General features: G+C 70.2%; 11 protein-coding genes. 4 read left to right on the forward strand and 7 right to left on the reverse strand.

Annotated elements, in window-relative coordinates; translation table 11 throughout:
- Positions 1-103 precede the first annotated feature (103 nt).
- Positions 104-1,351 (forward strand): acyltransferase, encoded by a 1,248-nt coding sequence (locus tag J2Y42_RS09050; protein ID WP_309857127.1) that lies wholly within the window; start codon positions 104-106, stop codon positions 1,349-1,351.
- Here the strand turns inward: J2Y42_RS09050 and J2Y42_RS09055 are convergent.
- From J2Y42_RS09055 to rfbB, 3 genes are read right to left on the reverse strand one after another with little or no spacing between them, the layout of a single operon-like run.
- Positions 1,336-2,484, reverse strand: a complete 1,149-nt coding sequence (locus tag J2Y42_RS09055; RefSeq protein WP_309857130.1) for a glycosyltransferase family 1 protein — start codon at positions 2,482-2,484, stop codon at positions 1,336-1,338. The two genes, J2Y42_RS09050 and J2Y42_RS09055, sit on opposite strands and share 16 nt — an antisense overlap.
- Positions 2,481-3,329 carry a dTDP-4-dehydrorhamnose reductase gene (gene rfbD / locus J2Y42_RS09060; protein WP_309857132.1) on the reverse strand — a complete coding sequence of 283 codons (849 nt, stop codon included), beginning with the start codon at positions 3,327-3,329 and terminating at the stop codon, positions 2,481-2,483. The genes J2Y42_RS09055 and rfbD overlap by 4 nt, the downstream gene beginning before the upstream one ends.
- Positions 3,329-4,318 (reverse strand): dTDP-glucose 4,6-dehydratase, encoded by a 990-nt coding sequence (gene rfbB / locus J2Y42_RS09065; RefSeq protein ID WP_018190037.1) that lies wholly within the window; start codon positions 4,316-4,318, stop codon positions 3,329-3,331. Before rfbB ends, rfbD begins: the two co-directional genes overlap by 1 nt.
- Before the next feature lie 106 nt (positions 4,319-4,424).
- Here rfbB and J2Y42_RS09070 point away from each other — a divergent pair, with 106 nt between their 5' ends.
- From J2Y42_RS09070 to rfbA, 3 genes are read left to right on the forward strand one after another with little or no spacing between them, the layout of a single operon-like run.
- Positions 4,425-7,508 carry a hypothetical protein gene (locus J2Y42_RS09070; RefSeq protein ID WP_309857138.1) on the forward strand — a complete coding sequence of 1,028 codons (3,084 nt, stop codon included), beginning with the start codon at positions 4,425-4,427 and terminating at the stop codon, positions 7,506-7,508.
- On the forward strand, positions 7,480-8,103 hold the full coding sequence (locus J2Y42_RS09075) for a dTDP-4-dehydrorhamnose 3,5-epimerase family protein (protein WP_089874802.1): 624 nt from the start codon (positions 7,480-7,482) through the stop codon (positions 8,101-8,103). Before J2Y42_RS09070 ends, J2Y42_RS09075 begins: the two co-directional genes overlap by 29 nt.
- A gap of 3 nt (positions 8,104-8,106) precedes the next feature.
- Positions 8,107-8,976, forward strand: a complete 870-nt coding sequence (gene rfbA / locus J2Y42_RS09080; RefSeq protein WP_309857142.1) for a glucose-1-phosphate thymidylyltransferase RfbA — start codon at positions 8,107-8,109, stop codon at positions 8,974-8,976.
- 48 nt (positions 8,977-9,024) lie between these two features.
- On the opposite strand, the gene J2Y42_RS09085 is transcribed toward rfbA, so the two are convergent.
- Genes J2Y42_RS09085 through J2Y42_RS09100 form a run of 4 tightly spaced genes read right to left on the reverse strand, consistent with a single transcriptional unit; the run spans position 9,025 to position 13,438 of the window.
- Positions 9,025-10,398 (reverse strand): glycosyltransferase family 4 protein, encoded by a 1,374-nt coding sequence (locus J2Y42_RS09085; protein ID WP_309857144.1) that lies wholly within the window; start codon positions 10,396-10,398, stop codon positions 9,025-9,027.
- Positions 10,399-10,414: 16 nt separating this feature from the next.
- The gene (locus tag J2Y42_RS09090) at positions 10,415-11,272 is read right to left on the reverse strand and encodes a glycosyltransferase family 2 protein (protein ID WP_309857147.1); all 858 of its coding nucleotides are present in this window, start codon (positions 11,270-11,272) and stop codon (positions 10,415-10,417) included.
- 14 nt (positions 11,273-11,286) lie between these two features.
- Positions 11,287-12,525 (reverse strand): ABC transporter ATP-binding protein, encoded by a 1,239-nt coding sequence (locus tag J2Y42_RS09095; protein WP_309857150.1) that lies wholly within the window; start codon positions 12,523-12,525, stop codon positions 11,287-11,289.
- Between the two features lie 10 nt (positions 12,526-12,535).
- Entirely contained in the window at positions 12,536-13,438 is a 903-nt protein-coding gene (locus tag J2Y42_RS09100; protein WP_309857153.1) for an ABC transporter permease, read from the reverse strand.
- Positions 13,439-13,455: the final 17 nt, after the last annotated feature.

The following is a 13,455-nucleotide window of genomic DNA, read 5'->3' on the forward strand; positions in this document are numbered from 1 at the left end:
GGATGGCCGCTCTCTCGCATCCAGCTGACCCCTGAACGGGTCACAGGAACTGCCCAGGGCCGATGGGTACCGTCGCCCGCCTATGACGGGTACAGGTGTAACGGTGGCAGACAAGACGAAACAGACGACGGGCGGCCGTTTGGCCGCGCTGGACGGTCTGCGCGGCATCGCCGCGGTGGTCGTCCTGCTGCACCATGCCATGTACACGAACCCGGACTTCCCGGGCGCTCCGGGCACCGGGTCCGCGCCGACCGGATCTGCGATGTGGTGGATCAGCTACACGCCGCTGAAGCTCGCGACCGCCGGTGTCGAGTCGGTCATCGTCTTCTTCGTGCTCTCCGGCCTGGTGGTCACGCTTCCCGTGATCCGCCACCGCGGTTTCGACTGGGTCGCCTACTTCCCTCGCCGCGCCGTCCGGCTGCTGGTCCCGGTCATGGCGTCCGTCCTGCTGGCCGCCGTCTGGGTGATGGCCATCCCGCAGGTGTCCACCCAGCCGAAGGGCACCTGGCTGAGCAGCTCCTCCACGCCGAACTTCAGCTGGGAGTACATCGTCAAGGCCTGGGACCTCCTGGGCGGCGACGGGCAAATCAACAACCCGCTGTGGTCGCTCCGCTGGGAGCTGCTGTTCTCGCTCGCCCTGCCGATCTTCGCGGTGGCGGCCCTCGCCGTGCGGAAGTGGTGGATGGGCGCCCTGGCCGCCGCGTGCGCCTTCACCTACCTGGGCGTGCACGCCGATTCCGGTGCGCTGCAGTACCTGCCGGCGTTCTTCGTCGGCGCGGTCATCGCGGTCCGCCTCGAGGCGGTGCGCAACGTCGCCGACCGCATCAACACGCACTGGTACCGCCACCCGCTGTGGGCAGCGCTCACCGTGGCCAGCATGCTGCTGCTGATCGCCCCCTGGCTGGTCGGGCCGAACGTCGGCGAGATCCCCGAGCTCGAGCCGGTGCTGAAGGGACTGGTGCCGCTCGCCGCGGCCGGGCTCGTGGTGGCAGCGCTCGGCTGGAAGCCGCTCCGCGCCGTGCTCGACACGCGCCCGGTGCAGTTCACCGGGACGATCTCGTTCAGCCTCTACCTCGTGCACGTGCCGATCCTGATCTTCAGCACCTACCTGTTCGCGGACGAGCCCTGGTACGTGCCTCTGCTCTTCGGCATCCCGGTCGCGGTCGTTGTGGCCGTCGGCTTCACCTGGCTGATCGAGAAGCGCAGCCACGGCTGGTCGAAGGCCGTCGGCAACTGGGCGTCCGACCGGTACCGCACCTGGTTCGGCCGTGACGACGAGACCGACGAGCGAGCGTCGGGGGCGACGGCCGACGAGCGCACTGCGCAGGAGGCGGGTCAGAGGTCGGCGTGAAGCTGCCAGACCCGCTCGGCGGAGTCACGCCAGCTGAACGCGCGCGCACGGTCGGAGGCGAGCACCCGGAGACGGGCGCTCAACTCGGCGTCTGACAGCACGCGGCCGATGGCGGCTGCGAGACGCTCGGCATACGGTTCGTCGTCCTCACCCGGAGCGGGACGCTCGACCAGCACGCTCGCGCCTGCGGCGACCTCGACGAGGGCGGCGTCATCCGAGTGGATGACGGGCAGACCGAACTTGAATGCCTCCACGATGGGGAGGCCGAACCCTTCGGCGACGCTCGGGTACACGAAGAGCGTCGCACGGTCGAGGGCGACGGCCAGGTCTCCGTCGTCGAGGCGGCCGAGCGGGCGCACACGATCCTCCGGAAGTCCGGCGGCCGCGGCGACCCCCGTCGCGGAGCTTTCGCCGACGCGGTCGCGTCCCGCGATCAGCAGGGGAATGCCCTGCGCCTCGGGGCGCGCGATCGCGCGGATCAGGGGCGCGATGCCCTTCCGCGGCTCGACCGTGCCGAGCGTGAACGCGTACCGCTCGGGGAGATCCAGGCGCGCCGCGCGCTCGTCGGCGTCGGCCGGCAGGCGCAGGGCGGTGGCGGGAGCCCCGCCGATCACGCGGATGCGGTCGCCGAAGTCGAGGTACTCGCCGAGCCGGTCGGCGACGGCGTGGGTCGGCACGACGATCGCGTCGGCGTGCTTCCTGGCACGCTTCGCCATCGTCTTCGTCCAGATCGTCGCCGCGGACCCGAGCGATTCGGGATGCGTCCACGCGAGAGTGTCGTGGATGGTGACCGCGATCTGCTGCGGGGTGTCCAGCTGCACGTGCTTCTTCAGCGGTGCGAGAAGGGTCGGAGCGTGCAGCATCCCGGGCGGGCCGCCGACCGACAGACCCGACTGCCAGGCCAGGGCCAGCTCCCGCCGGGCGAGCGGCAGGCGGGTGACAGCAGCGACACCCGGAAGGCGGTCGCGGACCGCCTGCACCTGCTCGTCGCTCACGTGCGAGACGATCGCCTCGACATAGCAGTCTCGCGGCGCCGTGGCGATGAGCTGACGGGTGAGCTCCTCCGTGTACCGGCGCGCGCCGCCGGGCTCGTCTCCGACGAGCTCGTCGACGATCACACGGAGAGTGGTCATTCCGCGAAGAGGCCTTCCGCCGTCGCCGCGGCGAGGGCGTCCTCCCACGGACGCAGGGGAGCGAGGCCGGCACGGGCCCAGCCGTCGTGGCCCAGCACCGAGTACGAGGGGCGCGGAGCCGGCCGGACGAAGGTCGAGCTGTCGGTGGGCTTCACGCGCTCCGGGTCGAGCCCGGCCTGCGCGAAGACCGCACGGGCGAACCCGTACCAGCTCGTCTGACCCGAGTTCGTGCCGTGGTACACCCCGGCCGGGGCATCGCTGTCGAGCAGCGCGACGATCTGCGCGGCGAGGTCGCCCGTCCACGTCGGCTGGCCGAGCTGGTCGTCGACCACGCTGACGCTCTCGTGGCTGCCCGCGAGCTTCACCATCGTCTTGGCGAAGTTCGGGCCGCCCGCGCCGTAGAGCCAGGCGGTGCGCACGACGAACGTGCCGTCGGGATGCGCCGCGAGCGCGAGCTCCTCGCCCGCGGCCTTCGTGCGGCCGTAGGCGTTGATCGGGTCGCGCGGGGTGTCTTCCGCGTACGGCTCCGTCGCGTGGCCGTCGAAGACGTAGTCGGTCGAGACCGTCACGAACCGTGCGCCGTTGCGTGCGGCGGCGATCGCGAGGTTCTCGGTGCCGAGCGCGTTGATGGCGTAGGCGTCGTCCTCGTGCGTCTCGGCGTCGTCGACCTTGGTGTAGGCCGAGGCGTTGACGATCACGTCGTGGCCGGCGGCGGCCGCGAGCACGGCGTCACGGTCGGTGACGTCGAGGTCGGCACGGGAGAGCGCCGTGACGTCGCGGTCGGCCAGCGCCTTCTGCAGGTCCTGGCCGAGCATCCCGGCCGCGCCGGCGATGAGGATGCGCATCAGTTGTCGAGCGCGGCGCGGGCCTTCAGCGGCTCCCACCACGCGCGGTTGTCGCGGTACCACTGCACCACATCGGCGAGGCCCTGCTGGAACGGCACCAGCGGCTCGTAGCCCAGCTCGGACTGGATCTTCGAGATGTCGACCGAGTAGCGGAGGTCGTGGCCGAGCCGGTCGGCGACGCGGTCGACGTACGACCAGTCCTTGCCGGTGGCGTCGAGCAGCAGCTGGGTGAGCTCCTTGTTGGTGAGCTCGGTGCCGCCGCCGATGTTGTAGATCTCGCCCGCGCGGCCGTTCACGAGCACCATCGCGATGCCGCGGGTGTGGTCGTCGACGTGGAGCCAGTCGCGGATGTTGTTGCCCTCGCCGTACAGCGGGACGTGCTTGTCGTCGATCAGGTTCGTGACGAACAGCGGGATGACCTTCTCGGGGAAGTGGTACGGCCCGTAGTTGTTGGAGCACCGCGTGATCGAGAGGTTGAGCCCGTGCGTGCGGAAGTAGCTGCGCGCGAGCAGGTCGCTTCCGGCCTTCGACGCCGAGTACGGCGAGTTGGGCTCGAGCGGGCGGTCCTCCGCCCACGAGCCCTCGGCGATCGAGCCGTAGACCTCGTCGGTCGAGACGTGCACGAAGCGCTTGAGGTTGTTGCGCAGCGCGGCGTCGAGCAGCTGCTGCGTGCCGAGGACGTTGGTCTCGACGAAGATGGAGGCGTCGCGCACGGAGCGGTCGACGTGCGACTCCGCCGCGAAGTGGACAACCGCATCCACCGTGGGGAACAGCTCGTCGAGCAGGCCGCCGTCGCGGATGTCGCCCTTCACGAAGGTGTAGCGAGGCGAGTCGGCCACCGGCGCCAGGTTGGCGAGGTTTCCGGAGTACGTGAGCGCGTCGAGCACGACCACCTCGGCGCCCTCCAGGCCCGGGTAGGCATCCTGCAGGGTGCGACGGACGAAGTTGGAGCCGATGAAACCGGCGCCGCCGGTGACGAGAATCTTCATGGGGATGTTGGGTGCCTTCTCCTACGATGGTCGCGAGCAATCCTAGCGAAAGTGTTCCCGGGCCACCTGAGACTCTGCAGCGCACCCCACGACGACTTGGAGACCGATGACCCGCCGCGTCGACCTGATGGACATGCTCGCGCTCTCGCGCGACTTCCTGCGCGACCCCGCGAAGCGCCAGGCGCTGCGGGCCGCCGCCGCCGCGTATGACGCGCAGCGAGGTGCTGAGAGCGCCCCCGCGCCCGCCGACGTCGTCGAGCAGACGCCGGCCGCTCCCGTCCGCCCGTCGTCGCCGTATCGCGGGCTGACGCCGTTCTCGGAGTCGTTCCTGCACTGCACCATCGCCGACGCGGACGCCGCGCTCGACCTGGTGCTGCCCGAGCTGCATCCCGACGGCATCTTCGCCGGGGTGAAGACGGCGCTCGAGTTCGCGGCGGGGCTCGGCCGACGTCTCGGCCTGCCGGTCCGGATCGTCCTCCTCAAGCCGACGGACCAGGCCGACGCGATCCGCGCGCGCCTCGAAGCGTTCGGGATCGGCGACGCCGCCATCGTCTCCGGCGACGAGATCGACTCCGCGACGTTCTCGCGGTCCGATCTCTGGGTCGCGACGCACTGGTGGACTGCGCACGCCCTGGATGTCGCCGCGCGCACCGGCCGGATCGACGCGTCCGACGTCGTGTACCTCATCCAGGACTACGAGCCGGGATTCGTCGGCTGGTCGACGGACTCCGCGGTGGCCGAGTCGACGTACCGCGCTGGCTTCACCCCCGTGGTGAACTCCACGCCGGTCGCCGCCTACCTGGCCCGCAGCGGAGCGCCCGAGGTGGACCCGGACTTCGTGTTCGCGCCCTCCTTCGACCTCGACGCCCTGCGGGAGACGGCCGAGGCGCGTCGCCGGGCGGACACGGTGCGCATCTTCTTCTACGGTCGCACCGCGCGTCCGCGCAACATGTACGGGCTGGGGCTCGCGGCCCTGCGGTACGCCTCGCGCCGGCTGGCCGCCGAGGGCATCCCGGCGTCGTTCGTCATGGCCGGTGAGGACGGCCCTGATGTCGACCTCGACGGCGCCGTGCTGGTCAACCGCGGCGTGCTGACGCGCGACGACTACTTCGCCCTGCTCTCGGAGGTGGATGTCGGCCTGAGCCTGCAGGCCAGCCCGCACCCGAGCCACCCGCCGTTCGACCTGGCGATCTCGGGGGCCGTCTCGGTGACCAACGACGTGGACGGCGCTCGCGGCGGCCTCCACGAGCGCCTGCGCGCGGTCGAGGCGCGACCGGACGTGCTCGGGGAGGCGCTCGTCGCCGCCGCCCGGCAGGCGCTCACCGAGGATCCGGGGGAGTGGGCGGCGCCCGCCGCCCTCGGCCGCCCCTTCGCCGAGGTCGTCGACGCTGTCGCCGCGGCGCTCGGCGATCGTCTCGGCCGAAGCGCCCGGCCCGTCGATGTCGCGGCGCCGGTGCCTGCGCGCGAGTCCGTCCCGTACAGGCCGGCGGCCGATTCCGGCGATCGGACCGACGGTTCGACCACCCTGACCGTCGACCCGAGCCGGGGAGTCGGCGACTCGTGGGCGTCGGAGGCGAACCGCCTGCTCTCCAGGGTGTCCACGCGCCACGCGCTCCTCCTCGACCCCGCCGTGCGGCTGGACGACGACGCGGCCGCCGAACTGCTGCGCGTCGCCGTCTCGACCGGTGCCGCGTTCGTCCAGCCCGTGATCGTGCGGGAGTCGGGGACCGTCGTGGACGCCGGGGCCGTCTTCGCCTCCCGCGGCGCCCCGCCCCTCCGGCTGTTCGAAGGGCACCTCCCCGCCGACCTGCCGGCGGGGGAGTCGCTCCCCGCTCGCGTCGTCGTCTCCCCAGCGGTCCTCGTCGACCTCGCCGTGTTCGACGGATTCGCCCCCGGAGAGCCGGCGGACGTCGCGCTCGCCCGGGCCAGCGTCGGGAGCGGCGCCGTCGTCGCCCTGCGCGCACGCGCCGAGGTCGCCGACGCCCACAGCCGCCGGCTGGTCGCCTCGCCTTCCAGCCGCACGGCCTGGAGCGGGCTGCCGAGCGAGAGCCTGGTCGAGCCCACCCCGTCGGCGGTGTACGGGCACGCCGGGCTCGCCCTGGTCGGACTGGCGGGCGATCCGGTGCCGGACCTGCGCCGCCGCATCGTGCGCAACGACTTCGACGACGTGGCGCGTCGCGCCCGGCCGATCCTGGTGCGCGAGGCCGAGCAGGGCCCGGCCGACGCATCCCGCGCGCTGCGCTGGTCGATCCGCAGCGGCGCTCCGCTCGGCCCGGAGGGGCGGGTCTGGGGCGACACCTACTTCGCGGAGGACCTCGCCGCGGCCCTGCGCGAGCGCGGCCAGCAGGTCGTCATCGACACCCGGGAGTCGATGGTGCGGCCGGACTCCGACCACCTCGACGACGTGTCGATCGCGCTGCGCGGGCTCTACCGCCTGCCGACCAATCCGGCGGCCGTCAACATCCTCTGGGTCATCAGCCACCCCGAGCTCGTGACGCTCGACGAGATCGAGAGCTACGACCTGGTCTTCGCGGCCGGGCCGCGGTGGGCGGAGCGGATGGATGCGCTGTCGGCGGTCCCCGTGCGTCCTCTGCTGCAGGCCACCTCGCCGGCACGCTTCAGTCCTGAGAGGTCGGATCCGGCGCTGGCCTCCGACGTGCTCTTCGTCGGGAAGACGCGCAACGTGTTCCGTCCCGTCGTGCGCGACGCCGTCGAGGCGGGAGCCGACCTGGCGGTGTACGGCGACGGATGGGAGCGGTTCATCGACCCGGCGCACATCCGGGCCGAGTTCCTGGACAACGACCGGGCCTCCGCCGCCTACGCCAGCGCACGGATCGTGCTCAACGACCACTGGCACGACATGGCGGCGGAGGGATTCCTCTCCAACCGGCTGTTCGACGCGGTCGCAAGCGGGGCGCGCGTCGTCACGGACCCGATCGACGGTCTCGAGATCTTCGGAGGTGCGGCCCGCGCCTACGCCTCGGTGGACGAGCTGCGCGAACTGATCAGCTCGGAGGCCGGCTGGCCCGACGGGCAGGCGATGGCGGCCATCGTCGAGAGCATCCGGCAGCAGCACTCGTTCGGCGCCCGCGCGGACGTCCTGATCGAGGCCGCGCGCGAGACGGCGCGGCTGCTCAGGAGGCCCTTGCTAGACTCCTCGGGTGCAAATCCGCGAGCTCTCCATCCCTGACGCCTACGAAGTGACGCCGCAGCAGCATGCGGACGACCGCGGCGTCTTCTTCGAGTGGTACCGCTTCGACCGGCTGGAGGAGGCGGTCGGGCACCCCCTGAACCTGCGCCAGGCCAACAGCTCGGTCTCCAAGCGCGGTTCGGTGCGCGGCATCCACTTCGCGGACATCCCGCCGAGCCAGGCCAAGTACGTCACCGCCCCCAAGGGTGCGGTCCTCGACTTCGTCATCGACATCCGCGTCGGGTCGCCGACGTTCGGGAAGTGGGACAGCGTTCTGCTCGACGACGTCGACCGCCGCGCTATCTACGTGGCCGAGGGCCTCGGGCACTGCTTCGTCGCACTCACGGAGGGCGCGACCGTCAGCTACCTCGTCACCGACACGTACAACCCGACCCGCGAGCACGGCATCAACCCGCTCGACGCGGACATCGCCCTGCGCTTCCCGGACGAGGCGGGCGAGCCCCTGCTCTCCCCGAAGGACACCGACGCACCCGGCCTGCACGAGGCCGCCGAGGCGGGGCTCCTCCCGACGTGGGAGGCCGCACGCGCCTTCTACGCGTCACTCGACCAGGCAGCGAACCAGGGAGGCAAGTAACCCATGCGCGGAATCATCCTGGCCGGCGGATCCGGCACGCGGCTCTGGCCGATCACCAAGGGCATCTCGAAGCAGCTGATGCCGATCTACGACAAGCCGATGATCTACTACCCGCTGTCGACGCTGATGATGGCGGGCATACGCGAGATCCTCATCATCACGACGCCGGAGTACAACGAGCAGTTCCAGGCGCTGCTCGGCGACGGATCGTCGCTCGGCATCCGGCTCGAGTACGCGGTCCAGCCGTCGCCCGACGGCCTGGCACAGGCCTTCATCATCGGCGAGGAGTTCATCGGCGACGAGTCCGTCGCGCTGGTGCTCGGCGACAACATCTTCCACGGCGCCGGCCTCGGCTCGTCGCTGCGCAACCACAACGACATCGATGGCGCGCTGATCTTCGCGTACCACGTCAGCAACCCGACGGCGTACGGCGTCGTCGAGTTCGACGACAGCTTCACCGCGCTCTCGATCGAGGAGAAGCCGACCACTCCGAAGAGCAACTACGCGGTCCCGGGCCTCTACTTCTACGACAACTCGGTGGTCGAGATCGCCAAGACGATCACGCCGAGTGCGCGCGGTGAGCTGGAGATCTCGACCGTCAACGAGCGCTACCTCAACGCCTCGAAGCTGCAGGTGCAGGTGCTCGACCGCGGTACGGCGTGGCTCGACACCGGCACATTCGAGTCGATGATGCAGGCGTCCGAGTACGTGCGCGTGATCGAGGATCGCCAGGGCTTCAAGGTCGGCTGCATCGAGGAGATCGCCTGGCGCGCCGGGTGGATCGATGACGAGCAGCTCGCCGAGCTGGCCAAGCCGCTCGTGAAGAGCGGCTACGGCACGTACATCATGGCGCTGCTCGCAGCCGAGTCCTGAGGCTGCTCAGACCGTAGCGGCCCGACCGGCTTATTCGATCGGCTCGGCCTATTCGGGCCGTTCGGGCGCCCGCCCACGGAGGCGGGCGACCCACTCGCCGGCCAGGCGCAGTGGGGCGGTGACCCGCCACGACGAGCTCGACTCCATGCCCGCGATGCGCTTCCGCAGGTCGGCGGTGATCTGGTTGCGCTGCGAGATGACCCCGCGGACGCGGTCCGCCGCCGGGTAGGGCGCCCGCACGTAGCGCACCAGCGGTTCCAGGGTGGTCGACCAGTGCATCCGCCCGGCGAATGCCCGCACGTTCTCGCGGATCCGCCCACGCTCCGCATCGTCGAACAGCAGCTCGCCGAGCGCGGCCTCCAGCGCCTCCACGTCCTGCGGCGGCACGACGCGTCCGAGTCCGTTGTCGCGGATGAGCGGCGCGAAGGTGTCGCCATCGGTGGCGACGACCGGCAGGCCCGCCCACCAGTAGTCGAGCACCCGGGTGCGGAAGCTGTAGGCCGTCTCGATGTGCTCGAGGTGGGTGCTCACGCCCAGGTCGGCGTCCAGCAGGAAGTCGGCGCGCTGGTCGTAGGGAACCCAGGTCTCATTGAAGAAGACCACGGAGTCGGTCAGTCCCAGCTCGTCGGAGAGGCGGCGCGCGGCGCGCTCCATCTCCATCTGCGGCACGTCCGGGTTGGGGTGCTTCACGCCCAGGAAGAACAGCCGGACCTCCGGGTGCTCCTTCGCCAGCCGGCCGACCGCTGAGATCAGCGTGAGCGGGTCGAACCAGTTGTAGACACCGCCGCCCCACAGGATGACCTTGTCGTCCGGTCCGATGCCGTCGACGACGCCGCGGATGCCGTGGGCCTTCTGCACGGGCGGGGCGTCCTGTATTCCGAACGGCGCCACATCCAGCAGGTTGCGGAGCGTGGGGTCGGCCGCGTAGGTGGCCGGGTTCACCCGGGTCATCGCCGCGAGCTGACCGAGCCAGAAGTCGCGCTGCTTCTCCGAGGCGCACACCATGAAGTCGGCGCGCTCGATCTGGTCGTTCATGACTTCGACGGAGTCGACGGAGGATGCGTAGTAGTCGGCCTCGGGGAGGTCGCGGCCCTGCTCCAGCCACTCCAGGTGCACGGGGTCGTAGATGTCCGCGACGATGAGCACATCCATCGCCTTGAGCCACGTGTGCGTGCGGAGGATGTGGCCCTGGATGATCACGACATCCGCCCACTCCGCGTGGGGCTTCAAAGCGTCCTGCCCGGCGTGGACGATGGTGAACTCCGGCGAGGTGACGGTCGCGCCGACCGTGGAGGCGAGCCGCACCTCTCCGACGGCACTGAGCGCCTGGGCGACGTGCCACGCCCGGATGGCCGGGCCCGCCATCCGCTCGCCGATCGTGTCGGGTGTCACGATGAGGATGCGTTTCGCGCGATTCTCCATCAGTCGGTCGTTCCTCTCATCGGGTGACCCACCACTGCCGCACGCGCAGGCCGACCCACAGGACCACGCGGACGGGCAGCAGGTACCAGCCGGTGTATTTGCGCGACAGATAGCGGTACGCGCTCTCGTGATGGACGGCCTCCATGCGCCGGGAGGCGGTGCTCGTCGAGTGCGCTCCGGTGTGCACGACGCTCGCGGTCGGCGCGTAGAGGTTGGCCCAGGCGGCCTTGCTGAGGCGGGCGCCGAGGTCGACGTCCTCGAAGTACATGAAGTACGAGGTGTCGAAGCCGCCGATCTGCTCGTAGGCGTCGCGACGCACGACCAGGCACGCACCGGACAGCCAGCCGACCGGACGGACGGCGTCGCTCTCGTAGTCGACCCCGCGGTAGCGTCTCGTCCACGGGTTGCCGGGCCAGATGCGGCCGAAGATCGCGTGACCGACCCCCGTGCGGAGCGAGGGGAGGCTGCGGGCGGACGGATACACCGTTCCGTCGACGTTCAGGATGCGCGGCCCGGCGGAGCCCGCGGCCGGCCGTTCGCGCAGCACGCGCACCAGCTCGTCCACCGATCCGGGGGAGAACTCGACGTCCGGATTGGCGATGACCAGGAACTCCGCGTCGGACGATCCGTGCCGGACGCCCTCCTCGATCCCACCGCCGTAGCCCAGGTTCTCGTCGAGGGCGAGGAACTCCGCACCGAACTCGGCGCACGCCTCCCGCTCCACGGTCGTGTCGGCCGAGGCGTTGTCGACAACGACGATCTGGGCCGGCTGGGCCGTCGCGGTCCGTGCTGAGCGCAGGAAGGCGCGCAGCACCTCGCCGGTGTTGTGGGTGACGGTGACGATCAGGACGGAGGGGGAGTCGGCTCCGGGCATCTCAGCGCAGGGCCTCAGTCGTCGACGATCGAGAAGGTCGGCTTGGCGTACAGCATCCCCACCGTCGACGGATCCTGGGCGACATCGAAGCTGGTCGCCTGGGGGAGGTCGGCGAAGTGGCGGCCCGTCGGGTCCATCAGGGACACGTTGACGAAGTACTTGCCCGGGCCGAACTGCGGCCGCTGCAACCGCAGCTGCAGGGTCTGCGGCCCGGTCGACGCGGGCAGGTCCGTCCCGGCGCGCGGCGTCGAGGTGCCCAGGACGACCTGACCCATGGCGTTGTCGATCTGGACGCCGCAGGTCCAGCCCTCGACGGGCTGGTAGTGATCGATCTGCATGGTGATGAGGAGGTCGTCGTCGCGCTCCAACGGGGAACCGACGGTCTTGCCGTCCGGCTTCGCGGAGACCACGTTGATGCGGGCCTCGCGCTCCGGGGCGGTCAGACGGCCGTTGGCGTCGACCTCCGTCACGCGGCGCTCCTCGAGGATGTCGCGGAACTGCGACACCGCGTCACGCGGCTCCCCGTCGAACACGATCTCGCCCTGGTTGAGGAGGATGGCGCGGTCGCACAACTCGATCACCTGGCTGAGGGTGTGCGTCACCAGGATGATGGTGCGCCCCTCCTCCTGGAACGAGCGGATCTTGTCGAGGCACTTGCGCTGGAACGCCTCGTCGCCGACAGCGAGGACCTCGTCGACGAGCAGCAGGTCGGGGTCGGTGTGGACGGCAACGGCGAAGGCCAGACGCACGTACATGCCGGAGGAGTAGAACTTCACCTGGGTGTCGATGAAGTCGCCGATGCCCGAGAACGCCACGATGTCGTCGAACCGGGCCTCGGTCTCGGCGCGGCTCAGCCCCATGATCGAGGCATTGAGGTAGACGTTCTCGCGACCGGTCAGGTCGGGGTGGAACCCGGCCCCCAGCTCCAGCAGCGCCGCGATGCGGCCGCGTCGGCTGACGGTGCCGCTCGTCGGGTCGACGATGCCGCCGATGACCTTGAGCAGCGTCGACTTGCCGGAGCCGTTGTGACCGATCAGGGCGACGGTGTGACCGGCGGTGATGGTCGCCGAGACGTTCCGCAGCGCCCAGAACTCCTCGCGATGCTTCCGGCCGCGGCCGAAGGCGACGAGGCGCTCCTTGAGGGAGTTGTCCTTGCGCAGCACGAAGCGCTTCGAGACATCGTCGATGACGACGATCTCCGGCGAGCTCTCCGCGGTGCGGGTCTCCGGGCGGGTGGTGAGTTTGTCCGTCATACCGTGCTTCCTAGAGAGCCTGCGCGAAGTTGCCCTGGAGGCGCTGGAAGACGCGCTGGAAGGACACCAGCAGCACCAGACCGATGACGAAGGCGATGCCGAGGCGCAGAGCGAGGCCGGCGGGGTACTCCGCGGTGGCCTGGCCGCCCATCCAGAACGCCTTCTGGAAGCCGAGGACCGCCAGCGTGATCGGGTTGTCGGTGTAGATCTCGAGCGCGAGGCTCGGGCCGAGGATGTCCTTGACCATGCTCCACGAGTAGACGATGGGGGAGGCCCAGAGCAGGAGGAGCAGCAGCACCTCCACCAGATACTGGATGTCGCGCAGGTAGACGTTGAGTGCCGAGAGCAGCAGGGCGAAGGCAGTGCCGTAGACCAGCAGCACCAGCAGTGCCGGGAAGAAGTAGAAGAAGTCCGGCGACCACGGAAAGGAGCCGAGGATCGCTGTGAAGATCAGCAGGATCCCGAGCTGGATGGCGAAGTTGAACAGTGCCGATCCGACGCTCGCCAGCGGGAACACCTCGCGGGGGAGGTACACCTTCTTGATCAGTCCGGCGTTGCCCACGATCGAGGCGGTACCGCCGCCGATGATCTCGCTGAGCAGGCCGTAGGCCGTCAGACCGGTGAAGACGTACACCGCGAACTCGGGGATGCCGCGCTCGGCGGACAGGAACTTGCCGATGACGATGTAATAGATGAACAGCTGCGTCAGCGGCCGGATCAGTGTCCAGACGAAGCCGAGGGCGCTGTCCTTGTAGCGGGACTTCAGGTCGCGCCGGACGAGCAGCGAGAGCATCTCGCGGTGCGAGAAGATCTCCTTCAACGCGGCGATCGACCGTCGGCCGGTGGGCGAGGCGGCTCCGACCGGCGCCAGTTTCTGGCGGGAGAGAGCCTCGAATCGCGCCTGGGCTGACATGCACTTCTTTTCGTCGG

The sequence above is a fragment of the Leifsonia sp. 1010 genome (genome assembly GCF_031455295.1).
In the GTDB taxonomy this organism is placed as follows: Bacteria; Actinomycetota; Actinomycetes; order Actinomycetales; family Microbacteriaceae; genus Leifsonia.